Source organism: Neptuniibacter sp. QD34_54, from assembly GCF_047778055.1.
Taxonomy (GTDB): domain Bacteria; phylum Pseudomonadota; class Gammaproteobacteria; order Pseudomonadales; family Balneatricaceae; genus Neptuniibacter.
Map to the genome: position 1 here is coordinate 196,457 of NZ_CP180546.1, position 24,259 is coordinate 220,715.

Consider the following 24,259-nt stretch of genomic DNA (forward strand, 5'->3'; position numbering starts at 1 on the left):
ACTGGCTAGCTATTACGCATATACAAACGGTAGGTCACTTGGCCTGCCGTTTTTTGTCTATGCTCATGCCAGTGGCTAGGTACCTGTGGGTTATGTAGTTCTGACTCGCTTTCAACGTAAATAAGAGCGTTTTCTGATAATAGGTTGTGCGCTTCCAGTAATTCGCAGCACGGCGCGATAAGATCCTGGCGGAAAGGCGGATCTAGGAACACAAGGTCGTAGCGCTGCTCGCAATCAGTTTTTCGGCTTTGTAGCCACTCAAGCACATTGGCTTGAACGACTTCGGCATTCTGACACTTTAAAAACTGGATATTGTCTTTCAGCTTTCTAGATGTGGTTGGGTTCAGATCGATAAACGTCATACTCGCGGCACCGCGAGATAGGGCTTCCAGCCCAAGGGCGCCACTACCACTAAATAGGTCTAAGCATTGCGCGCCCGGCACTGAGGATTGAATCCAATTAAATAAGGTTTCTCTCACTCTGTCCGGTGTAGGGCGTAAACCATCGACGGCAAAAAACTCTATCTTTCGGCCACGCCATTCGCCACCGATAATACGTAGCTGCGAACGGGGGATATCTGTCTTATTCGCCTGTTTGCGAGGAGGGTTGCGACGGCCCATGGTCTTTCCTTTAAAGCGAGGGGGATTGAAGGATACTGATTTGTTTATCTGCCTGTAAGGCTTTACGAGCGAGTTCGATCACTTGATCAGTATCTTGATCTAAAACCTGCTCCGCATAGGTCTCTAATGTGTCTTCCGGCAAACGGTAGAACGCAATCAGATTGAGCGCCTGCACTTGGTTAGCGATATCGCGCATATTGTCATGCCATTGAGAAGCTAGGTTCTGCTGGCTTTTTCCTACTAGATCTTCGGTAATCATCTGGCTTAACTGGGGTAATACTGGACCTGGGTTTTGTACACCATCAATAATCAGCGCACGGTAACCGGTATCACTCAAAGCGGCCCAAAGCATTCGGAAATTAAGATTGTACTGTGTTTGTTGTTGGCTGAGCAGGTCTTGAAGTACTTGTGCGCTTAACCTTTCTTGGACGAAATCTTTCGAGTCGCGAGCGGGAATGAGCGTGCCAACCAGTAAGCGGAAGCGTTGATCTGTACTTTCGCCTTGCTGGATAAACTGAGGGCTGGCTGTAATCAGCGCTGAGTTTTGATCACTTTGCTGTTGAGGCAGGCTCTCTTCAATTGCTGAAACGAGATCTTCAGCCCCTTCACCACTCAATGCAAAGCGTGGGTTTTGGAACATGATGTTAAAGCTGCGACTGAGGTTGCCCAAAACAGTCATTCTATTGCTTGGCTGCAAGCGCTCATAAAAGTGATTAATGATCTGCTGTTCGCTGTTTTGACCATCTAGATATTGGCGCGCCTGAATGGTTTTAAGTTGATCCTGCCAGCGGGCGCTTTCGACCGGTTGACTTAGCGCAGTCCAGATCGATTTCAGGTTAGGTAATTCTTGCGTTGATGACCAGCGAAGCGTAACTTCGATGCGGTCTTGTCGAGGTAACACATGATAGCTATAAGTCGGGTTCGCCAGTGCATTTAAGCGCTGTTGTAAAATCTGACTTTGAAGCTGCTGTAATTGGCGTTGAGTCGAGTTAAAAGCTGGGCGCGTAGGTAGCAGTAAAACCAGCGTAATAGGCTGGTCATCTAACTCCATCCAGCTGAGAGTTCGTGCCTCATTTGACTCGATCTCATGGTATTTGACTGCCCCTGGTCCCATAGATGAAAGGATCATAATGGCGATCAAACTGAACCATACGAGGCCGATCAAATATTTACGATTAAACAAGGGACGGTATTCATTTGTCATAAGGGTAGTCTCTGTACCAAATCACTGTGATAAGATACCAGACTTTGTGGGTGGACTGCTGGATTTTATTGGCCATTATCACCCAAATAATATGCCGTATGAGAACGGAAAATCATGCTGAGTTTACAAAAATGGTTTGTTACCGAAGGCTGGAATACTGATTACATAGCTTACGCAGGTGTTGTGATCACCGCATTAGTGCTTGCGGGAATCTATCGCTATTTGAGTAGCGACGACTCAGCTGAATAAATTAAGTGCAGAATTATATCAACCAGTGGCCGAATCATGTGGCGGCTGTATGAGGAAGTTAAATGTTTAAGAAATTAAAATCCATGTTCGGTGGTAAGCCTGCAGAAGAAGAAAATCTGCAGACTCAGGAACAGGATGTTGAGAAGGTTGAAGTCGAGGCCGCAGTGCCTGCGCCTGAACAGCCTGTTGCTGCTGAACCTGCCGTGGCCCCTCAAGAATCAGAGCCTGTAACTGTTAAAGAAGAAGTTCAGGAAGAGGCTCCGGTTGAGCAGCCTCTTGCAGAAGCAGCCGTTGAAACTGCTGAAGTTGTTGAGCCTGCACAAGAATTACAACCAGTGGAAGAAACGCCGCAAACTGTTGTGGAAGCGGAGCCAGAAACGCCAACAGCTGAGCCCGTAGTTGAAGTGGCTGTAGAACCTCAGGCAGAGCCAGAAGTGGAAGCACCAGTTCCAGCGCCTGTAGAAAAGCCTGTTGAAGAGAAACAAGAGAAAAAAGGTTTCTTCTCACGTATTAAATCGGGTTTGAGCAAGACCAAGGCGAACCTAACGGAGCAGTTGGGTAACCTTTTCCTTGGTGCGAAAGAGATCGATGATGATCTGTTAGAAGAGATCGAAACCCTTCTATTGATGGCTGATGTTGGTGTTGAAGCGACATCTGACATTATTCAGCGTCTAACCGATAAGGTAGAACGTAAACAGCTAGGCGATGCGCAAGCATTACAAGTGGCACTTAAAGAGGAGCTTGCAAGCCTGCTACACCGTTCTGAAGAGCCGCTAAAAGTAGAATGTAATAACAAGCCTTACGTTATCCTGATGGTAGGGGTAAACGGCGTCGGTAAAACAACTACGATTGGTAAGTTGGCGAAACGTTTCCAGAGCGAAGGTAAGTCAGTGATGCTAGCTGCAGGTGATACGTTCCGTGCGGCGGCTGTTGAGCAATTGCAAGTATGGGGTGAGCGCAACGATGTTCCTGTTGTGGCACAGCACACCGGTGCCGACTCTGCATCTGTTATTTACGATGCGGTGCAATCTGCTCAGGCTAAAGGCGTTGATGTATTGATCGCCGATACTGCTGGTCGTCTGCAGAATAAAGACAACTTAATGCAAGAGCTGGAAAAAGTTGTCCGTGTAACGCAGAAGTTATCACCAGAAGCGCCGCATGAAGTGATGTTGGTCCTTGATGCCGGTACGGGTCAGAATGCATTGAGCCAAGCAAAGATCTTTAAAGACAGTGTTGGCGTGACAGGCATCTCCCTAACTAAGCTGGATGGCACTGCCAAAGGCGGCGTGATCTTCGCTATCGCTAAACAGATGGATCTGCCGATCCGCTTTATTGGTGTTGGCGAGCAGATTGATGATCTTCGTCCATTCAAATCTCAGGAATTTGTAGACGCGCTATTTGATTAAGTCGTGAAAGGAATTCCGCATGATTCAGTTTGAGAATGTCAGCAAACGTTACCCTGAAGGGCACGATGCGCTTAGAGACGTAAACTTCACGCTACAACGTGGTGAGATGGCGTTTCTAACCGGTCATTCGGGCGCAGGTAAAAGTACGTTACTCAAACTGATCATGTTGATGGAGCGCCCTACTCGAGGTTGCGTTTCCATAGCACAACAGGATTTAGCGCAGTTTAGTCGCGAAGATATTCCCTACCACCGCCGTCGTATCGGTGTAGTATTCCAGAATCATCAGCTTCTCTTTGATCGCACTGTATTTGAAAATGTCGCGTTGCCGTTACATATCTCCGGTTACGATGAGGAAGATACAGGGCGACGTGTAAGAGCTGCCTTGGATAAGGTTGGCTTGCTGCATAAAGAGAAGTTTAATCCGATTGCTTTGTCTACCGGTGAGCAGCAGCGTATTGGTATTGCCCGTGCGATCGTACACAAACCGCAATTGCTGCTGGCCGATGAGCCGACCGGTAACCTAGACCCGACGCTATCTGCTGAGATCATGAGTCTGTTTATGGAGTTTAACCGCCATGGCACGACCGTTTTGATCGCCAGTCACGATTTGTCTTTGATCTCACGTATGGGCCATCGTACCTTGATTTTGGATCAGGGGAGGTTGCTACGCGATGGCTAATCGAGAACCGAAAAGACGCGGTGCCGTTCGACAAGAACGACCCTTAGAAACTGCAGCTCCGGCACCTGCTCAATCCAAAGGTGCTGCTCGTCATAAGATCGACTTTGTTGCTCAGGCAAAAAGCTGGTTACGTCACAATAAAAAGACGGCGCAAGATTCACTGAAGCGCTTAAAAGCGACGCCTTTACCGAGCTTAATGACGTTAGCGGTATTGGCGATTGCCTTAGCGTTGCCGGGTGTCATGTTCGTTGGTTTGAAGAATATCAATCATCTGAGCGGCCAGTGGCAGGGTGACCCGCGCATCTCTATCTATCTGAAAACTTCGGTTGCTGATGAAGCTGCCGAACGCTTTAGTCAAAACATGCTGCTGCGATCAGATCTAGCCGCTGTCGAATTGGTGACTAAAGAGCAGGGCTTACTGGAGTTTCAGCGGATGTCGGAGTTTGCTGAAATCTTAAGCTTTCTTGATAGCAATCCACTGCCTGCGGTTGTTGTGGTTCAGCCCATAGACAATCAGAAACAAGCGTTAATAAAGCTGCAACAGACTTTATCGGAAATGCCTGAAGTCGATGATGTAGTGTTGGATATGATTTGGGTTGAGCGTTTAGCCTCGTTTGTTGAACTCGCTAACCGTGTTGTCCTGGTTCTAGGTGCGCTGTTGGCGTTGTCTGTCTTGCTGGTGGTGGGTAACACGATCCGTCTGTCGATAGAAAACCGCAAAGATGAGATTCAGGTCGCAAAATTAGTCGGTGCGACCGATTCTTGGGTGAAGCGCCCCTTTATCTATACCGGTTTCTGGTTTGGTCTTTTAGGCGCTGCCTTGGCTTGGTTGTTTGTGATGATCAGCCTACTACTTCTGAATGAGCCTGTTGGGCAGCTAGCGGCACTATATCAAAGCGATTTTGAGCTTCAGGGCTTAGGTTTTTCAGATAGCCTTATTCTGTTGTTGTCTGGAATCTTGCTTGGTTTAGTTGGTGCAAAACTCGCGGTAAGTCGTCACCTTCGCGACATTGAGCCGCAATAACCTGTCATTTAAACGTCATATTTGCGTTTTATCTTATTCCTCGTTATATTTTTCGGTCCCGCTTTTTAGGAAGCGGGATTTTGTTGGAACTTTTGTACTATAAACAAGTCATATCTGCGGTGTTTAAAGCAGAATGATACGAGGTCATTAATGGGCACAAGCTTACAAGTTGTTGAAAACCTTTCTCCTGGTCAGAACCTGGATGCGTACGTACAGACTGTTACGGCGATTCCTGTGCTGAGCGTTGAAGAGGAACGTTCTCTGGCTGAGCGCCTACACTTTGATGGTGACGTAGAAGCTGCACGTCAGATGGTTATGTCTCACCTTCGTTTTGTTGTACATGTTGCTAAAACGTATTCTGGTTACGGTCTGCCTCTAGGCGATCTAATTCAGGAAGGTAACGTTGGCCTGATGAAGGCTGTTAAACGCTTTGACCCAACGATGGGTGTACGTCTGGTTTCTTTCGCCGTGCACTGGGTAAAAGCTGAGATGCATGAATTTATTCTGCGTAACTGGCGTATTGTGAAAGTTGCAACGACTAAAGCGCAGCGCAAGTTGTTCTTCAATCTGCGTTCGAAAAAGAAAGGCCTTGGTTGGATGACCAACGATGAGGTTGATCTAATCGCAGAAGATCTAGGCGTAGAAGCTAAGACAGTACGTCAGATGGAAGGTCGTATGGCCTCTGTTGATACTGCATTTGATGCGCCGGAAGGTGCAGATGACGAGCAAGCTGCTTGGGCACCTGCTCACTACCTAGAAGATAAAAGCGCAGATCCATCGCTACAGGTGGAAGATGCTAACTGGGAACAGGATGCACAGCGTCGTTTAATGTCGGCTATGTCTGAGTTGGACGAGCGTAGTAAAGATATCTTGGCGCGTCGTTGGTTAACCGATGATAAAGCTACTTTGCACGAGCTAGCAGCAGAGTACGAAGTATCCGCTGAGCGTATTCGTCAGTTAGAAAAGAATGCGATGAAGAAGATTCGAGTCTCCATGGAAGCGTAATTCGTTTTCTGGAGTAAAAAAGCCGCTTTTAAGCGGTTTTTTTATGCCAGCAGTATTCGGCAAGGCCGTAGCAAATTCGGTATAATCCGAACTCGTTTTAACAGAGTTCATCATGAATACATATCCACTGCTTTTTATTGCGTCCATTTTCGGCTTTTTAGCTGTGGCTATCGGCGCATTTGGTGCACATGCAGTTAAAGGTTCGATCGAGCCTTCCCTTTATGTTGTGTATCAGACCGGTGTGGAATATCACCTTTATCACGCGCTGGCGTTGCTGGTTTTGGCATTCGCGCCAGAACGTTTAGACCTGAAAGTGATTAAGCGCGCGGCGGTTGGATTTGTGATTGGAATTTTGTTGTTTTCAGGCAGCTTGTACCTAATGGCGTTAACTGGGATGCGGTCATTAGGTATGGTTACACCGCTAGGTGGAGTTGCGTTCCTTTGCGGGTGGGCGTTGCTGGGGTATGCAGCGCTGACTTCAGGTAGGAGATAGATCAATGCAGGTTCAGGTAAATGGTGAGATGCTGCAGTTGCAGGATGGTATCACCCTGACAAGTTTGGTTGAGCAGTTAGAGTTAGGCGAAAAGCGAATCGCGATTGAGCTTAATCTTGAAATTATTCCGCGCAGCCAGCATGCTGAGACGGTTTTAAAAGAATCAGACCGTGTTGAAATTGTTCATGCCATTGGTGGCGGTTAATTTTAGCATTTGATGCAGTACAGCCAGAGTAAATAATAACGAGCATTTGGAATTACACCATGTCCCTAGAAAATGATCCGCTAGTAATCGCAGGCCAATCTTTTAACTCTCGTCTGTTAATCGGAACAGGTAAATATAAAGATCTGGAAGAGACCCGTTTGGCGATTGAAGCAAGTGGTGCTGAAATCGTTACCGTGGCTGTACGTCGTACTAATATTGGTCAGAATCCAGATGAGCCAAATCTGTTGGATGTGATCTCTCCAGAGAAATACACAATCCTTCCGAACACGGCGGGCTGCTTTAACGCTGATGATGCGATCCGTACTTGTAAGTTGGCGCGTGAGCTGATGGATGGTCATGATCTGGTTAAGCTAGAAGTATTGGGCGACCAGAAAACTCTATATCCAAATGTTGTTGAAACAATCAAAGCCGCAGATGTGTTGGTACGTGATGGTTTCAAAGTAATGGTTTACACCAGTGATGACCCAATCGTAGCGAAAGAGCTAGAAGATCTAGGCTGTGTATCTATCATGCCACTAGGTTCTATGATCGGTTCTGGTTTGGGCATTCTTAACCCACATAACATCAATGTTATTATGGAAGATTGCAAAGTACCTGTATTGGTTGATGCCGGTGTAGGTACTGCGTCAGAAGCCGCGGTAGCGATGGAAATGGGTTGTGAAGCGGTATTGATGAACTCGGCTATTGCCGGTGCTCAAAACCCTATTTTAATGGCTTCAGCTATGCGTAAAGCGGTTGAAGCTGGACGTGAAGCATTCTTGGCGGGCCGTATGCCACGTAAGAAATACGCAAGTGCTTCTTCGCCAATGGAAGGAACCATTGTTGGTAAATAATCGCCGCTAATTAACGGTGGTTTGGCTACACTTTCCGATACAGCCTGACGTCCCAATGTCAGGCTGTTTTGTTTTACTTAGTTAGGTCAGATGATGACAGAAGAAAATAACATCGAGCAGCAAAACCCTGAGCAGGCTTCTGAAGAGAGGCACATGCGTACTGTAAAAAGCTTTGTCTTACGTGCTGGGCGTATGACCGAAGGTCAGCAGAAAGCGATGGAAGATGTATGGCCGCAAATGGGGCTGGAGCTGAAACAGGGGATGTTAGATCTAGCTGAGGTATTTAATCGCGATGCCCCGGTTGTACTTGAGATCGGCTTTGGTATGGGCGACTCACTGGTTGAGATGGCAAAAGATCAGCCAGAGAAAAACTACATTGGTATCGAAGTACATCGCCCAGGTGTAGGCCGTATCTTAAGCAATGCAGAGCGTGAAGGCTTAAGCAATATTCGCGTATTCTGTGATGATGCAATCGAAGTATTGGCGCAGTGTATTCCTGATGGCAGTCTTGATTGCATCCAGTTGTTCTTCCCTGATCCATGGCACAAAAAGCGTCATCATAAGCGCCGTATTGTACAGCCGGAATTTGCTCAGACGTTACGTAAGAAATTGAAAGTCGGTGGTGTATTCCATATGGCGACCGACTGGGAAAACTATGCTGAGCACATGATGGAAGTTATGAGCGCTGCAGAGGGCTATCAGAACGTTGCCGGTGCAGGTGAATATTCGCCGCAGCCGAAGTGGCGACCAGTCACTAAGTTTCAAAAGCGTGGCGAACGTTTAGGTCATGGTGTTTGGGATCTTATGTTTGAAAAGCTTAGCTGATTAGACTGAATTTGTTAGCTTCCCGGGGAGGATGTTCTTTCCTCCCTGTTTTATCCTCTCTATTTTATCTGTCTTAAAAGCCGATCTTTACCGGGGCCAACCTTAGGTTCTGCTGCGAGTTTTTTCTGTTTATTTGACTCGGGTCAATTTCACAGAACCTTATTATTCGTGTGGTTTTATTGTTCGAATTTTATTCAGTAATATTGCTCTTCTGACATAAAGCAGAGTTAGTAAGTTCGTAATGACCAGTATGCCATACCCCCAGAAACACCTTTTGGTGCGTCAAGTCGCGCAGCAACAGTTAGTCGTGTGTTCTGAAGATACCAAGGTCTCCACGGCCGTGGGGTTAATGGCTAAACATGGTATAGGCTGTGTTATTGTTTGCGAAGGAAACCGGCCGGTTGGCATTATCACCCGCAGAGATATTATGCGGATCACGGTGTCAGGGAAGGACTTGGAGCAGAACGATGTGTCTACCTGCATGTCTTCACCTGTCAGCACGGTTGTAACGACCACAACTATTGATGAAGCGGGTTTGCGTTTTATTGCAGAAGGCTTCCGTCATTTAGTTGTTGTCGATGAAAGCAATCAGCTTTTCGGAATCCTTTCCGAGACGGATGTGGTTAACAGTCAGGGTGTGGAACATGATCTGTTTCTACGCTCAGTTTCTGAGATTATCAGTAAAGATGCGTTGATCATCCCTGAACATGAAACAGTTCGTTTAGCCGTCGAACGTTTGGAAACCACAGGGCATAGTGCTGCATTGATCTGCAATGGTCAGGATATAGTTGGCATCCTGACTGAAAACGATCTGATGGTGAGTATGGCTGATGGTGACTTGGACCTCCCACTGAAAGATTTTGTTTCCGCCAATTTGGTATCAGTTGAAGCTGACCTCAGTCTCTACAATGCCCGCAAAGTATTTCGCCAGCACAGTTTTCATCACCTCGGTGTTAAGCGCCATGATGGTGAGATTATTGGTTTGATCTCCTATAGCGATATTCTGCGCAATGTTGAGATGGATTATGTCTATCGCTTAAAAGAGTTATTGAATGAGCGTGACCAGGCATTAGCGTTATCCCAACATAATCTTAAGTTGGCCGATAAAGTTATGAATGCTTCCATGGAAGCAATTGTAGTGACTGACCTGGAAGCTAAAATCCAAAGGGTAAACCCTGCCTTTACTGATATTACAGGATATGAAGACTGGGAAGTGTTGGGAAAAAATACCAATATTTTAAGTTCTGGTCGCCATGATAAGAAGTTCTATCAGGATATGTGGGCTTCGTTACAGAGCAAAGGGCAATGGCAGGGAGAGATCTGGAATAAACGTAAAAATGGTACTGTTTATCCCGAATGGCTGACCATTACGGCTGTGGAAAATGATGCAGGAGAAATTTGTCAGTATGCTTCCATTTTCTCTGATCTAACAGAAATTAAGAGATCGGAAGCTCGAATTAAGCGTTTAGCTTATTTTGATGAATTAACTCGTCTTCCAAACCGAAAGATGTTTAATGACAGGCTTAACTTATCTCTTGGATATGCACAGGAGCACAACCATCAAGTTGCTTTAGCTTTCGTTGATTTAGACTTCTTTCAGAGGGTAAATGATCGCTTTGGTCTTGAAGCGGGTGATCAGGTATTGCGTGAAGTCGGCCGTAGAATCGAGTCTATTTTAGAGGAGGGCGATACGGTTGCCCGCTTTGGGGGTGATTCTTTTAATATGATCCTCACTGATGTTGATGATAATACAGCGGTCAGCGAGTTTTTAAATCGTCTTCTATCTACGATCAATCAACCCATATTAGTGTCTGGTACGGAGATCAATCTGACTGTCAGCGTCGGGGTGAGTTTCTTCCCTACAGATGCAACAAAGCCTGAAGATCTGTTTCAGTGTGCCGAAGTTGCCGTTAAACAGGCGAAAGATTTTGGTCGCAATAGCTATCGATTCTTCTCCTCTGAACAGCACCAGTTGGTGAAATCACGTTATCGCATGGCAAATGATCTGCACCGAGCTATCGAAGCAGAACAGTTTGAACTGTATTACCAGCCCAAGGTAACAGCATCAGATCGCCAACTCGTTGGCGTCGAAGCATTAATTCGCTGGAATCACCCTGAACAAGGCTTTATTCCCCCTGATGAATTTATTCCACTTGCTGAGGATTTAGGCGTTATCGATCAAATCGGCTATTTCGTTTTGAGAGAGGCGGTTCGTCAGTGTTCTAGCTGGTGGAAGCTGGGGTATGAAGTTCCTGTCGCAATCAATGTGTCTGCTAAGCAGATGCAGCGCCGAGATATAGCAGAAGAAATTTTAGAGGTTCTGGAAGAGTTCCAGTTGCCATCTAGATTGTTGTCGGTAGAGCTTACGGAAACCAGTTTCTTGCATTGCCTAGAAGAGACTCGCGTAGCAATCAATATATTGAGAACAGCAGGCGTCCGTATTGCCATTGATGACTTTGGTACCGGTTATTCCAGTCTTAGCTATATCCGTAATATGTCTTTGGATGTGCTGAAAATAGACCGTAGTTTCTTGGTTAATATTGAGGACTCAGAAGTCGATTTAAGCATAGTGGCATCTATTATCGATATGAGCCAGGCCATAGGGCTTGAAGTGGTTGCCGAAGGGATAGAAACGGAGACCCAGTTTGGTCTATTGCGAGAGCTCAATTGTGACCAGATTCAGGGTTACTTAATCTCAAGGCCGATGCCCGCTGATACATTTGTCGATTGGTATCGAAGCCAAGCTTAATAATTCATTTTTTAGAATGAAAAGCCCCCGGGGCTGAATGGCGGTAGCCCCGGGGTAAAGGTCTTCGAATTTTGCCCATGAATCAAAAAACGAAGTAAGTGGAAAGGTACTTGCTAAAGCCGGTCTTAGCCGGCCGTAGCGATTAGGCTGGCATTACCGCCAGCGGCTGTAGTATCGATGCACAGATGGCGTTCCATGACGAAACGTTCTGGTTGATCCAGTTCTGTAATCATTGGCAGCAACGCGCCTTCGCGAGCGGCGAGTGCCAGACGAATCTCTTTTAGGACTTCAGTGCTGGCATTGCAGCAGATCGCAGCGAATCCATCAGTTTCGGTGATGGCTTCAGCGGACAATTGACCCACTATGCCTTCTACTGGCAGTTCAGCTTCAGCACACTGTTTCAGTAGATCAGCGATGCCTTGAGCAATAATGACTACCGCATTGCCTTGCATGAGTGCCGTTGCTGCCTGGTTCTTAGCGCTTTCTGCATCGGGACCTAGGCAAAGCACAATACCGCGCCCAGTTTCGGATAGAAGGTTTAACTCGCCTGTTGGTCCTGGCATCTCTGTAGTTTCAGCGCTATGGCCTTGCAGTTTAAATGCCTGTTCAGCAAAGACGTTAGCAAGTTGTTCCTCGGAAACCTTAGCTTCAGTAGAAGCTGTTTGATCCAGTTGTTGGATCATCTTGTTCAGCGTTTCAGAGTTAATAGTCTGGCCTGCTGGCGCTTCTGTGCTATTGCTAATATTTGAGCGAGTGAAACGTTTAACGTAGTGTGGACCACCTGCCTTAGGGCCAGTACCGGATAGGCCTTCACCGCCGAATGGTTGTGAGCCGACAATCGCACCAATCTGGTTACGGTTCACGTAGATGTTGCCTACCTTAACTTTGTTGATAATGCGCTCAACACGGTTATCCACGCGGGTGTGTAGGCCAAAGGTTAGACCGTAGCCTTTACTGTTAATCGATTCGACTACCTGATCTAGATCTTTTGCTGCAAACGTTGCGACATGTAGAACAGGACCAAAGATCTCTTCATCAATCTCCTCAATACCGTTCACTTTCAGTACTGCTGGCGCGACAAAAGTACCGTCTGTTGGAGCAGGGAGTTTCTTAAGTATCTGGCCTTTTGCGGCAAATTTTGCACAGTGTTCATCAATCTTAGCTTTAGCGTTACTATCGATAACCGGGCCAACATCGGTGCTTAGAAGCCAAGGGTTACCAAGGCGTAGTTCATCCATAGCGCCAAACAACATCTCTAGTAGGTTATCAGCAATATCTTCTTGTACATAAAGTACCCGTAGAGCAGAGCAGCGCTGACCTGCACTCTGGAACGATGACATCAGAACATCGCGTACCACCTGTTCTGGCAGGGCTGTAGAATCAACGATCATTGCGTTCATACCACCGGTTTCAGCTACTAGAGGAGCCTCCGGAGCCATGTTTTTCGCCATCACCTTATTGATGCGCTGTGCAGTTAATGTTGAGCCTGTAAAGCACACTGCAGCGATGCGTGGATCAGAGGTCAGTGGCGCGCCGACATTGGTACCTGAGCCCGGTAATAGTTGGATAACATCTTCTGGAATACCGGCTTCATGCATCAGGGCAACAGCGCGGGCAGCCATTAATGGTGTTTGGTCAGCAGGCTTAGCGATGACGCTATTACCTGATGCGATGCCTGCTAAAACCTGACCAGCAAAAATAGCTAAAGGGAAGTTCCACGGGGATATACAGGTGATCACACCACGTGCTTCACTGCTCGCGTGTTTCTCGGCTTCATTTGCATAGTAACGGGCAAAGTCGACCGCTTCACGAATCTCGCCTACAGCATCAAGAAGTGTTTTACCTGCTTCACGGCTCGCCAGCGCAAACAGCTCAGGCGCATTGGCTTCTAATAGATCAGCGACACGGCGAAGGCAAGCGGCGCGTTCGCTAGCGTCAGTTTTTGACCAACGCTGGAAACCCAGCTCGGCAGAGGCAATCGCACTTTCAATATCTTCAGCATTAGCTTCAGTTACCAGGCCTACAAGATCTTCTGGGTTGGCAGGGTTACGAATTTCAGCCGTTTCAGAGCTGCTCGCATCGCCTGCAATCATCGGCTTTGCGTGCCATTGCGTGTTCTGGAAGGCCTCACGAGCCGGTTCTAGCTGCTCTAAGGTCACATGGTCAGTGATATCCCAGCCTTTGGCATTTAGACGCTTTTCACCAAAAATCATGGCAGGTTTGGCAATCATGTTGTTGCTGATTGCGTTATGGCTTTCCAGCACTTGGGTAAATGGATCGGTCGCGATCTCTTCAGGTGTAATGCGCTTATCGACAATCTGGTTTACAAAGGAACTGTTTGCGCCGTTCTCTAGCAAACGACGAACAAGGTAAGCCAGCAGATCGCGGTGTGCACCTACAGGCGCATAGATACGGCAGCGAGTATTGTTCGATTTCAACACTGTATCGTGCAGTGATTCACCCATGCCGTGTAGACGCTGAAACTCAAAGTTATCCACATCGTGTTTTTTCGCCATGAACAGAATCGCAGCCGCTGAATGGGCGTTATGCGTAGCGAACTGTGGATAGATGCGATCTGTCATCTGCATCAACTTTTCTGCACAACACATGTAAGACAGGTCGGAATTTACTTTACGGGTAAAGACTGGGAAGCCATCAAGGCCTAGCACTTGTGCTCTTTTGATCTCCGCATCCCAGTAAGCGCCTTTTACTAAGCGCACCATGATACGGCGATCTAGACGTTCAGCGGTTGCATACAGCCAGTCCAGAACATGCGCGGCACGTGGACCAAAAGCTTGTACCACAATACCGAAGCCATCCCAGTCTGCTAGGCGCTCATCTGCCAGAACCGCTTCGATCACATCAAGTGAAAGGTCGAGACGATCGGCTTCTTCGGCATCAATATTGAAGCCCATATTGGCATCTTTCGCCTGCAGAGCTAGTGTCAGTGTACGCTCTACTAATTCCTGCATAACACGGGCTTTTTGGCCAACTTCATAGCGGGCATGCAGAGCAGATAGTTTTACAGATATGCCTGGGTTTAGACGGATATCTTTGCTTTCGCAAGCAGATGTCAGTTCACTGATCGCTTGCGAGTAAGCTTGGTGGTAACGGATTGCATCGGCATCGGTTCGGGCTGCTTCGCCAAGCATATCGTAGGAGTAGCTATAGCCTTGTTTCTCAAGCTTTGTTGCACGTTTAGTTGCTTCGTTGATGTCGCGACCAAGTACAAACTGGCGGCCTAGCTCTTTCATCGCTTGGGCAACGGCGGTACGTACAACCGGTTCACCAAGGCGTTTAATCATGCCTTTGACTGTGGAGCCGATGCTCTTCTTTTCATCTTCTTTAAGTAGCTTACCCGTGATGAGTAGCGCCCAAGTTGAGCTGTTTACTAATGAAGATGCCGATTGGCCTAAGTGGCCTTTCCAGTTACCGGATACCACTTTGTCTTCAATTAAAGCATCGATAGTCAGGCTGTCTGGCACACGAAGTAGTGCTTCTGCCAAACACATCAGCGCAACACCCTCTTTGGTGGTCAGGCCGTATTCGGCAAGGAATTTTTCCATCATGGAAGGGGAGCTTTCAGATCGAACTTTGCGTACCAGATCTGCAGCATTGGCTGAAATAGCGCTGCGCTCTGTTTCGCTTAAACCTGAGTTATTAATCAAACCGTTGATAACGGCTGCTTCGTCTGCCAGATAGTTATTACGAATAGCTGTACGGCATTGTTCGATTGTGATGCTCATAATCTTCCACCTCTTAAATCTATCGGGCTATTTTACAAGCGCTCAAATAGTCGATTTATCTATAAAAGTAGTTATGGAGGTTTATTTCTCTTTATTTAGTTCTATTTGTGGATAATTTGGTGTGTTTTTGTTTGTTTTGTGAGCTTTTGTTCTTTTTTTATGATGGGTATAAAAAAGCCCCAACTGCAAAGCAGTTAGGGCTTTTAAAAATCTGTTTTCTATTCGTTAGCTTTTGATTTCAGCTTCCACATCGTCAAAGCGTTGCTGAATAGCTTTTGATGGCGCTGGTGTCACTTTGGATACCGCGATAATTGCGATGAAGGCAAAGATAATACCTGGGATGATCTCGTATAAATCGAACCAGCCGCCAGATAACTGCTTCCACACAACCACAGTTACACCACCAGTGATGATACCTGCAAGCGCACCGCCTTTGGTCATCTGCTTCCAGTACAGGGACATAATTAGCGCTGGGCCAAATGCTGCACCGAAACCTGCCCACGCGTAAGATACAAGCTCTAGAACCTTAGAGTCTTTATCCATTGCGAGGAAGGTAGCAACCAGAGCGATAACCACTACAGCGATACGGCCGACACGAACCAACTGTTCTTGGGTTGCATCTTTGTTAAACAGTGCTTTGTAGAAATCTTCAGCCAGAGCAGAAGAAGACACGAGTAGCTGAGAATCGGCTGTACTCATTACAGCGGCAAGGATGGCAGCCAGTAGAATACCTGCAATTACAGGGTGGAATAGTGCATCTACCATCACCATAAATACAGTTTCATTATCGCCCAAACCGTCTGGTAGATAGCCGATAGCGGCTAAACCAATTAGGCAGGCACCCGCCATAGAGATAGCACTCCAGATCACTGCGATACGACGTGCAGCAGGAACCGCGTCTTTAGATTTGATACCTTTGAAACGCGCAAGTATATGCGGCTGACCGAAGTAACCAAGACCCCAGCCCAATAGAGATAGCGTACCGATTAGCGTGATGCTCTTACCATCCGCATCGGTAAACATATTCAAGAGCTCAGGATTTTTCGCTTCGACTGCTGCCAGCGTGCCGCTCAAACCACCGATTTCGCCCATCGCGATCAATGGCACTAAGATCAAAGCGCCAACCATCAGTAGGCCCTGAACTACGTCTGTCCAAGATACCGCTAGGAAACCACCAAATAGGGTGTAAGAGATAACGGCTGCAGCACCGACAAGAACTGCGACGGTGTAATCAAAACCGAATACAGTTTCAAATAGTTTACCACCCGCTACTAAGCCAGAACTGGTGTAGAACAGGAAGAAAACCAATACAAATACGGCAGAAATCACACGTAGGCTGTGGCTGTGATCTTCAAAACGTTTTTCGAAAAACGCAGGTAGTGTTAGTGCATCATCAGCACGTTGTGAGTAAACACGTAGGCGCTGAGCTACTAACAGCCAGTTTAGCCAAGTGCCCACTAGTAGACCGCCTGCCAACCAGAAAGAGCCATAACCGGCCGCCATTGCGTAACCAGGAAGGCCCATCAACAGCCAGCCACTCATATCTGATGCGCCTGCACTCAACGCACTTGGGATCGGCCCTAGGTTGCGTCCACCAAGAACGTAATCAGACAGATCCTGAGTGCGACGATAGGCAACAATACCAATTGCCAGCATCAGCATCAGATATAGGATAAATGTCAGGGTTACCATCTAAGAAACCTCTTTGTCATAGTTTATGCTTATTATCGTTCCATCCTCTGTTACACCTTCCTGCGCTAGCTATGCTGCAGACTTTTCTACCTTCATTGGTTGCGAAAAAGACAGTAGTTAAGCTTGGGTATAACGACCGGAAAGCTTACCGGTATTTCATTGGTTAAATGCTCCAAACTTGGCTGTTTTCTAGGCAATTGGTCTTTATTTGTTCGTTTATTCGGATGATTGTTCTAATTTGATGGTTTTTTGCCTAGATAAACGCGCTGCATAGCTCTTTTTCATCTATAAGAAAGAGTAGTCAACTTGTTATGAGGAGTCGAATTCACTATATTTTCGCCACAATTTTGGACGTTTTGACTTTAAGCTTCTGGAGCGCCGTCATGGAAAATTTAGATAAACTCGATATGGCGATTTTGCGCGAACTGCAAAAGAATGCGCGTATTACGGTTACGGAATTAGCTTCACGTGTTGGCCTTTCGAAGACACCTTGCCAAGTGCGAATGAAGCGCTTGGAAGAGCTGGGTTATATCATGGGTTATACCACCCTGATCGATCAGAAGAAGCTGGGTTCTAAGCATATCGCTTTTGTGCAAGTGACGATGTTAGATACTAAAACCAAAGCGCTGCAGGCCTTTAATGAAGCCGTGCGCGCCATCCCTGAAATCGAACAGTGCCATATGATTGCAGCGAATTTCGATTATTTGTTAAAAGTGCGTACGTCCGATATCGAAAGTTATAGGGAAGTACTCGGTGAGAAAATTTCTAACCTGCCATTTGTGAAGCAAACCAGTACCTTTGTTGTAATGGAAGATGTGAAGGATGTGGCTTCCAAGCTAATTTAACGCTATACCCATAGAGTTACGCGAATATAGGATACGTAACTCTATGGAATAAAATGTTAATGACATTGCTTCCCTTTTCTGTGCTCCCCTTTATGTTTCATCCATTTTTGTGGTGCTTCACTTTTTAACTGTGCGAATTTGGCTTCCTGTTCTGGAGTCAGAATCTCATACAGTTCTTCCTGATGTTTTGCTTTGGCCATAATCATCGCTTTAGTTTGCTCCTGCGCTTTTAACACTAAGCTGTTGAGCTGTAACTGATAGTCTTTTGATGCTGGGTCTAGTTGCATCAGTTGTTGGCGAAGATCTCGTTTTGCTTGGTGTTGATCCTTCATGCCTGCTTTTTTCTGCTGCATATTTTCTTTCAGTGCCGCCTGTTGGCTGGTGGTTAATCCCAGCTCTTCAGAAAGATACTGCAGGCGCTTCTCCATCTTAGCGCCGTCATCTTTAGTGTAAGCATGTGCAACGCCTAAACTAGAAACAGTTAACACAGCAGCTGCGATTCCAGTCATGATTTTACGGTTCATGTTCTTTGCTCCTAGGCTGTTTAGTTGATGGAATAAAGTTTGGCTTTTGTAAGCGCAAAGATGGGTTTCGGCAGTGTAAAGTTGGGTAAATCTAACAATAGGGCGATCTATTTTGGCGCTAAAAGGATTATTATTTTTAGTAGATAAGTAGCGAAAATAGGCGGTCAAGGCCGAGTGCGGGATAAAGTATGAGAGATAAACAGCGATTATTACTGGTTGATGACGATGTGGAACTATGCGAGTTGTTATCCGATTATCTCGAGCACGAAGGCTTTGAGGTTGAGTTTGCTCACAATGCAGATGAAGCCTGCGCGCAATTAAAACGTTCGGATCGTTACGCCTTGATGGTGTTAGATATCATGATGCCGGGTAAATCTGGCTTAGAGCTGCTACAACAAATTCGACCTGTAGTGACCTTACCCGTGATTATGTTGACGGGGCGAGGCGAAGAGATCGATCGCATTCTGGGGTTAGAGATGGGAGCGGATGACTACCTAAGCAAACCCTGTAATCCACGTGAATTGCTTGCACGAATTCGTGCGGTCCTACGTCGTTCTGAACCGAAAACAAAAACAACCCTTTTCCCCGATACTAATGTTGAGATGGGTGGCGTCCAGCTTGATCCTGGTTTGCGTGAGGTTAGGATCAAGGGCGATTTATTGGAGCTTACGGGGACAGAGTTTAACGTGCTTGCTTATCTGATCGCGAATGCTGGAAATGTATTGGATAAAGAGCAATTAACTGAGCTGGTTTTGCATCGAAAGCTAGCTGCATTTGACCGAGCGATTGATGTTCATGTTAGCCGTGTACGGCAGAAATTAGCGAAAGCGCTACCAGATAAAGAACTGATCAAAACTGTCCGTGGTGTTGGCTATCAGTTTATTAAGGATCTGGTATGAAGTGGTATAAACGACTGTTTTGGAAGGTTTTTGCCGCAATCTGGTGCGTGAGTTTCTCAGTACTGTTAGCGACTATCTGTGTGGTTAGCACCATTACAGAAGAGGATCGCTTCAAGGAAGTAATCACAGCAAAGGCGGAAGGCTATGCAGAGCTGATGATTGAACGTTATGAACGCATGGGTCATGCCACAATCCCACCATTACGACTGAAACATTTCAAGCGCTCGCATAGGGATAAAGAGATTGGCTTACCAGCGCCAGACCATCACAAAGAACGCACACCACATTGGAAACGTTTTATCTGGCGAAGTGTAACTAAGCGTGTCCATATTACCGATCTGACTGCACAGAGGCAGGTTGTTGATCTTCCCCGTTTTGAAAAAAATCCTGAAGATAGTTACCGCTTTAATCTAGAGTCAGAGCAGGGTCGTCAGTATGAAGTTTTAGTCGATCTCAGCTGGGAGCGTTCTCCTTATGCCGATTTAGTGAACCGCATCCTATCGGTGCAAATGGTACTGATTTTATTAGTGTCTTCTTTAGGTGCGTTGATCGTATCTGCAATTATCGCGCGGCCATTAATCTTGTTACGCGAGCACACTCAGGCGATCTATCGTGGAGAGTTGGACACTCGTACGGATGAAAAATTAAGGGCGCGTGGTGATGAATTGGGTGAGTTAGCCCGAGATTTTGACCGCATGGCAGATTATGTCCAACAAACTCTGACCTCGCACCAGCATCTGATGTGTGATGTTTCCCATGAGTTAAGAGCGCCGCTAGCCCGATTACAGGCCGCAGCAGGGATTGCAGAGCAACGCTTGGGTGAAGGGGATAAAACAGTGCAACGGATCATTCATGAGTGTCAGCGCTTAGATCAATTGATCGGCGAAATCTTATCCTTATCTCGCTTGGAACAGATGGAGGTTAAAGGCGAGAAAACTAAGCTTAGTGATGTCCTGCAAGAGTTGCTTGATGATGCCCGTTTCAGCCAGCAAGCACGTGAGTTTGAACTCTGTATGGAATCTGACTGTGAAGTGGAATTGAATGCGCCTTTGTTACTTCGAGCGCTGAATAATATCTTGGGAAATGCCTGCAAACATACACCGCAATCGACGCCAATTGAGTTGAGTGTGCATAAATGTGAACACTGTGAGATTCGTATTCGCGATCATGGTGAAGGTGTGCCAGCAGAGCAGTTAGAAAAACTCTGCGAACCGTTCTTCCGGGGTAACAGTAAATCCGAAGGCTATGGTTTAGGGTTAAGTATCGCGCAACGGGCTGTACAACGTTTAGGTGGTGAACTGAGTCTATCAAACCATCCAGAGGGCGGATTGGAAGCGCGCATTCTGTTGCCTTGCGCCTAAAATTTAGTTGTAAAAATTGGGGAGCTTTAACAGCTCTCCCAAGTGGGATAGCGCACAGTGTATCTCTGAAATCAGCCGAGGGTCGCGCAGATCCTCAAGGCTTAGGCGATCCCGGTAGTGAGTTTCTATCCAATGTTTCAGCGACTCATGTAGTGCAGGGGTTAGTAGTATCCCTCGATGTACAGCGCTTAACTCTTCGATCGTGATCGGTACAGCTAATCTCAAGCAAGCTGGACCGCCACCGTTCTGCATACTTTGTGTAAGATCGATAAATTGGACTTCGCTGACAGGGTTGTCGGCAGCTATTAACTCCTCACAGATGGCATAAGCCTTAGCGCTGTTTTTACTTTCTATGGGGGCAAGTAACATAAGGCAGCCATCGTTGTTTTGGATAAGCTGACTGTTGAATAGGTAAGTTTCTACTGCTTCTTGCAGGCTTAGCTTGCTGGAGCTGACCTCAAATATCTTAAGTTCATCCTGCCAATGACAACTCTTCATCCTTAAAGTGTTTAAAACCTCACTTTGTTCTTTAAAAGCTTGTTCATGCAGGAATAAAAAGTTCAGATGACCCACCGCGACAACATCGTTGTGAAAAGCCCCGTGGTCTATGGCAATAGGGTTCTGTTGAATCAGTATGCTGCGGCTTTGGTCCAGCTGATGTTGGCGGATAATACTTTCGCTAGCGAGGCGAGTTTGGCGTGCTGGAAAGCGTGTGCTTGCGCTCAATGAGCCTTCTCTGCCATAGATAAACAGATTCAGAGCATCTTGGTCACAAGGCGAGTTTAAGCGCATCTGATTGGCCGCCCCTTCATCTGCAAAGATCGATTGTGAAGGTAACGGAACATGAATGCTAAACCTGTCGTGATCATCAAAGCAGGTTTGGAAGAACTGATAGTTATGTTTGGTTTCTAATGATCGATGGATACTGCTATTTAAGTTTGCAGGGGTGAAGTGTAAGTGTCTATCTCTGGTATCTTGAGATGCTGAGCAGGTTGCGCTGTTAGCTGCCCACATAGCAGAAGCGGAATAACAGGCGGTCAGCAACTGAGGGGCTTTGTGCCAAGCTTGATCCAAGAGTTGTTCGTCGGAGCCGCGAAAGCCTGCTGCATAGAGCAGTGCTAGATCAGGTCGCATTGGCGGGGGAATAATCCCTTGTGGAATGCCAAGCTGATGCAGCATCCACATCTTTTCCAAACCCTGTAATGCTGCGTCTTTGGGTGAAGATATCTCGCCTTGATGCTGTTGTGATGCAAGGTTGCCCTGTGCGAGCCCCGCATAGTGGTGATTGGGAGCGACCAAACCATCTAAGTTAAGCGTTAAACTCATTCATGACTCCAAACATGATCGGCGATATGTAGGCCCGGAGGAAGTTTGTCTGGGATATCCATGCTGTCGGCCTGCATAGAGGCAACTGGGTAAGCGCAATAATCGGCGGCATACCATGCACTGGCGCGATGGTTACCACTAATACCGGTACCGCCAAAGGGTCGCGCACTGGATGCGCCGGTTAGTGGCCTGTTCCAGTTGATCAAGCCCGTTCTGACACGACGCTGAAAGTATTCGAATACTTTAGGGTCGTCACTGAGTACGCCAGCCGCTAAGCCATAGCGGGTGTTATTGGCTAAGGTTGTTGCCTGCTGAATATCTTGTACACGATAGATCTGAAGGAGAGGGCCAAAGTACTCCTCATCATCGGGGTTCTCTATTGCCGTACAGTCGATTAAGCCTGGTGTTAGCAGGGCGCCTTTCTCGGCAAAGCGTTGCATACTAACCAATGCTTCAGCGCCTTGTTCCATCAGCTTTTCTTGAGCGGTTAGCATAGAGGTCATGGCTGACTGGCTGATTAAAGCGCCCATAAAAGGTGACGGGTTCTGGTTATAGGTGCCTACCTCAATTTTGGTCACGGCTTTCTGCAAAGCGGCAATAAATTCATCCCCTTCTGTGCCGACCGGTACTAATAAGCGTCGAGCACAGGTACAGCGCTGGCCTGCAGTGATATAGGCAGATTGAATAGTGTTATAGATTGCCGCTGCAACATTGGCTGTTTTTGCCACTAGCAGAGGGTTATTACCGCCCATCTCGAGTGCTAGGATCTTTTCGGGTTGTCCGCCAAACTGCTCATGTAAATAACAACCGGTGGCTGCGCTACCGGTGAAATAGAGGCCATTAATCTCTGGATGCTTAGCTAAATGTGCCCCCGTTTCTTTTTCACCTTGGACTAGGTTAAGCACGCCATCGGGTAGCTCCGCTTTTTGCCAGAGGTGAACCATAAGTTCTGCAGTTCGAGGGGTAAACTCACTGGGTTTAAAGACGATAGTATTGCCTGCCAACAGTGCTGGCATAATATGGCCATTTGGTAGATGCCCTGGGAAATTATAAGGGCCAAATATCGCTACGATGCCGTGGGGTCGGTGGCTGAGAGTGGAACGTGCCCCTAGTACGGTAGTTTCGTCAGTTGGGCAACGCGCTTGATAGGCTTTGATGGTCAAAGTCGCTTTGCCCAGAATAGCAGTCACTTCTGTTTTGGCTTCCCAAAGAGGTTTGCCAGTTTCTTGGCCGATGGTGTCGGCAAGAAGGTCTTCGTGCTCTTTGATTAGCTCATTAAACTTCAAAAGATAGGCTGCTCGCTGCTTGAGCGTGAGTTCAGACCAGTGTGGGAAAGCTTCTTCAGCCGCTGAAACAGCTTGATTTACTTGCTCTTCGTCAGCTGCATAGCCCTGCCAGATTCGCTCATTATTGCCCGGATTCAACGACTCGAGTTCGGAGCCGTTGCCCTGAACCCATTCGCCATTAATAAACAATGATGCTTGTGGTTTCATGGGTGCCTCCCTTTTAGTTCGACCAATCGAATGGTGTCGCTGTCTTTAACTTGCAGCATTTCAGCGGTTTCAGGTGTGAGTTCAGCAATGCCTTGATTGGTTTGGCAGTTAGCAAGGCAGCAACGGAAACCTGCTGCTCGGGTGTTACTGAGTAGATAAGCTGAATCGGAATCAGTGACGTCAGCTTGTTGCGAAATTCTAATTTTGGCGTAGCGGCTATCTCTAATCGCACGTATTTTTGCCAGCGGTGCTGTGATCGTAGGGCCGGCATCGAAGATATCTACATAGTTTTCAAAGCGGAAACCTTCATTTTCCAGCATGCGGCGGGCAGGTTCAGTATTGGCGTGAACACGACCGATTACTTCTTGTGCTTCTTCGGGGAGTAAGTGGATATAGATGCTGTATTTCGGCATTAGTTCGGCAATAAATACTTTGTTGCCAGAGCCAGTGAGGTAATCCGCTTCTGAGTAGTCCATCGCAAAGAATTTACGCCCGAATCCTTCCCAAAAGGGGGAGCGGCCATTGTCATCGGAGAAACCGCGCATTTCTGCGATGACGCGCTCAGAGAAGCGTTGTGGTTGTTCTGCCATAAACAGAAAACGACTTTTAGACAGCAGGCTACCGTTTTGTGAGTGACGGTGTTCAGGTTTCAGATAGAGAGTACAAACCTCTGTACAGCCAGTGTAATCGTTACATAGGTAGAGGGTTTTAAACTGGTTATGGATATTGAGCTCGCGTGACGCGTGTACCACGGTACCTACTCTGTAGTGATACCATGGCTCTTGCAGGCCTACGGCCGCTTCAATCCCTGTAGTACCGACAACTTCTTCAGTTTCACTGTCGATCAGGACAAACAGATAGCTTTCATTGGCGGCTTTCTGAATATCTTGTTTGAGGGCGTTTAAACTGCGCTCGATTTTATCAGCGAGCAAAGCGCTGTTTTCGGGGAGAGAGGTAAAGCCAGGGCCAGATTCGATAGCGATCTGATGTAAGGTCTCTAAATCGTTCATTTCAATCGGGCGAATGTAATACATAGTCGACCTCCTGTTCCCTAAAGTTC

At 46.9% G+C, this 24,259-nt stretch carries 21 protein-coding genes; 13 read left to right on the forward strand and 8 right to left on the reverse strand.

What is annotated here, in order from left to right:
• Nucleotides 1-5: 5 nt before the first annotated feature.
• Both rsmD and ACMXYP_RS00835 read right to left on the reverse strand, forming a co-directional pair.
• Entirely contained in the window at nt 6-620 is a 615-nt protein-coding gene (rsmD, locus tag ACMXYP_RS00830) for a 16S rRNA (guanine(966)-N(2))-methyltransferase RsmD (RefSeq protein WP_415883118.1), read from the reverse strand.
• Between the two features lie 10 nt (nt 621-630).
• On the reverse strand, nt 631-1,824 hold the full coding sequence (locus tag ACMXYP_RS00835) for a hypothetical protein (RefSeq protein ID WP_415883119.1): 1,194 nt from the start codon (nt 1,822-1,824) through the stop codon (nt 631-633).
• 114 nt (nt 1,825-1,938) lie between these two features.
• On the opposite strand from ACMXYP_RS00835, the gene ACMXYP_RS00840 reads away from it, so the two are divergent.
• The 10 genes from ACMXYP_RS00840 (at nt 1,939) to ACMXYP_RS00885 (ending at nt 11,313) form a co-directional block, all read left to right on the forward strand.
• The gene (locus ACMXYP_RS00840) at nt 1,939-2,073 is read left to right on the forward strand and encodes a hypothetical protein (RefSeq protein WP_415883120.1); all 135 of its coding nucleotides are present in this window, start codon (nt 1,939-1,941) and stop codon (nt 2,071-2,073) included.
• Between the two features lie 62 nt (nt 2,074-2,135).
• A complete protein-coding gene (gene ftsY / locus ACMXYP_RS00845; protein ID WP_415883121.1) occupies nt 2,136-3,479 on the forward strand; it encodes a signal recognition particle-docking protein FtsY in 1,344 nt (447 codons plus the stop codon).
• 19 nt (nt 3,480-3,498) lie between these two features.
• Entirely contained in the window at nt 3,499-4,158 is a 660-nt protein-coding gene (ftsE, locus tag ACMXYP_RS00850; RefSeq protein WP_415883122.1) for a cell division ATP-binding protein FtsE, read from the forward strand.
• Nucleotides 4,151-5,182: a permease-like cell division protein FtsX gene (gene ftsX / locus ACMXYP_RS00855; RefSeq protein WP_415883123.1), complete on the forward strand. Its 1,032-nt coding sequence runs from the start codon at nt 4,151-4,153 to the stop codon at nt 5,180-5,182. The genes ftsE and ftsX overlap by 8 nt, the downstream gene beginning before the upstream one ends.
• A 150-nt stretch (nt 5,183-5,332) precedes the next feature.
• A complete protein-coding gene (rpoH, locus tag ACMXYP_RS00860; protein WP_415883124.1) occupies nt 5,333-6,187 on the forward strand; it encodes an RNA polymerase sigma factor RpoH in 855 nt (284 codons plus the stop codon).
• Nucleotides 6,188-6,299: 112 nt separating this feature from the next.
• Complete coding sequence (locus tag ACMXYP_RS00865; protein WP_415883125.1) at nt 6,300-6,680, forward strand: DUF423 domain-containing protein; 381 nt, start codon at nt 6,300-6,302, stop codon at nt 6,678-6,680.
• Nucleotides 6,681-6,684: 4 nt separating this feature from the next.
• The gene (gene thiS, locus ACMXYP_RS00870) at nt 6,685-6,885 is read left to right on the forward strand and encodes a sulfur carrier protein ThiS (protein WP_415883126.1); all 201 of its coding nucleotides are present in this window, start codon (nt 6,685-6,687) and stop codon (nt 6,883-6,885) included.
• Nucleotides 6,886-6,944: 59 nt separating this feature from the next.
• Nucleotides 6,945-7,739, forward strand: a complete 795-nt coding sequence (locus tag ACMXYP_RS00875; RefSeq protein ID WP_415883127.1) for a thiazole synthase — start codon at nt 6,945-6,947, stop codon at nt 7,737-7,739.
• A gap of 93 nt (nt 7,740-7,832) precedes the next feature.
• On the forward strand, nt 7,833-8,564 hold the full coding sequence (gene trmB, locus ACMXYP_RS00880) for a tRNA (guanosine(46)-N7)-methyltransferase TrmB (protein WP_415883128.1): 732 nt from the start codon (nt 7,833-7,835) through the stop codon (nt 8,562-8,564).
• Nucleotides 8,565-8,814: 250 nt separating this feature from the next.
• The gene (locus tag ACMXYP_RS00885; protein WP_415883129.1) at nt 8,815-11,313 is read left to right on the forward strand and encodes an EAL domain-containing protein; all 2,499 of its coding nucleotides are present in this window, start codon (nt 8,815-8,817) and stop codon (nt 11,311-11,313) included.
• A gap of 125 nt (nt 11,314-11,438) precedes the next feature.
• On the opposite strand, the gene putA is transcribed toward ACMXYP_RS00885, so the two are convergent.
• Both putA and putP read right to left on the reverse strand, forming a co-directional pair.
• A complete protein-coding gene (putA, locus tag ACMXYP_RS00890; protein ID WP_415883130.1) occupies nt 11,439-15,059 on the reverse strand; it encodes a bifunctional proline dehydrogenase/L-glutamate gamma-semialdehyde dehydrogenase PutA in 3,621 nt (1,206 codons plus the stop codon).
• A gap of 225 nt (nt 15,060-15,284) precedes the next feature.
• Nucleotides 15,285-16,751: a sodium/proline symporter PutP gene (gene putP / locus ACMXYP_RS00895; protein ID WP_415883131.1), complete on the reverse strand. Its 1,467-nt coding sequence runs from the start codon at nt 16,749-16,751 to the stop codon at nt 15,285-15,287.
• Nucleotides 16,752-17,134: 383 nt separating this feature from the next.
• On the opposite strand from putP, the gene ACMXYP_RS00900 reads away from it, so the two are divergent.
• Nucleotides 17,135-17,596, forward strand: coding sequence for an Lrp/AsnC family transcriptional regulator (locus ACMXYP_RS00900; RefSeq protein WP_415883132.1), 462 nt, complete (start codon nt 17,135-17,137; stop codon nt 17,594-17,596).
• A gap of 56 nt (nt 17,597-17,652) precedes the next feature.
• Here ACMXYP_RS00900 and ACMXYP_RS00905 read toward each other — a convergent pair whose 3' ends face one another.
• Nucleotides 17,653-18,120: a Spy/CpxP family protein refolding chaperone gene (locus ACMXYP_RS00905; RefSeq protein WP_415883133.1), complete on the reverse strand. Its 468-nt coding sequence runs from the start codon at nt 18,118-18,120 to the stop codon at nt 17,653-17,655.
• Between the two features lie 188 nt (nt 18,121-18,308).
• On the opposite strand from ACMXYP_RS00905, the gene ACMXYP_RS00910 reads away from it, so the two are divergent.
• Both ACMXYP_RS00910 and ACMXYP_RS00915 read left to right on the forward strand, forming a co-directional pair.
• Nucleotides 18,309-19,019, forward strand: a complete 711-nt coding sequence (locus ACMXYP_RS00910; RefSeq protein WP_415883134.1) for a response regulator — start codon at nt 18,309-18,311, stop codon at nt 19,017-19,019.
• The gene (locus ACMXYP_RS00915; protein WP_415883135.1) at nt 19,016-20,380 is read left to right on the forward strand and encodes a sensor histidine kinase; all 1,365 of its coding nucleotides are present in this window, start codon (nt 19,016-19,018) and stop codon (nt 20,378-20,380) included. The genes ACMXYP_RS00910 and ACMXYP_RS00915 overlap by 4 nt, the downstream gene beginning before the upstream one ends.
• Before the next feature lie 3 nt (nt 20,381-20,383).
• On the opposite strand, the gene ACMXYP_RS00920 is transcribed toward ACMXYP_RS00915, so the two are convergent.
• The 3 genes from ACMXYP_RS00920 to astA are packed head-to-tail and all read right to left on the reverse strand — an operon-like array spanning nt 20,384 to nt 24,233.
• Nucleotides 20,384-21,706 (reverse strand): N-succinylarginine dihydrolase, encoded by a 1,323-nt coding sequence (locus ACMXYP_RS00920; RefSeq protein ID WP_415883136.1) that lies wholly within the window; start codon nt 21,704-21,706, stop codon nt 20,384-20,386.
• On the reverse strand, nt 21,703-23,199 hold the full coding sequence (gene astD / locus ACMXYP_RS00925) for a succinylglutamate-semialdehyde dehydrogenase (protein ID WP_415883137.1): 1,497 nt from the start codon (nt 23,197-23,199) through the stop codon (nt 21,703-21,705). The genes ACMXYP_RS00920 and astD overlap by 4 nt, the downstream gene beginning before the upstream one ends.
• Nucleotides 23,196-24,233: an arginine N-succinyltransferase gene (astA, locus tag ACMXYP_RS00930; protein WP_415883138.1), complete on the reverse strand. Its 1,038-nt coding sequence runs from the start codon at nt 24,231-24,233 to the stop codon at nt 23,196-23,198. The genes astD and astA overlap by 4 nt, the downstream gene beginning before the upstream one ends.
• Between the last annotated feature and the right edge of the window lie 26 nt (nt 24,234-24,259).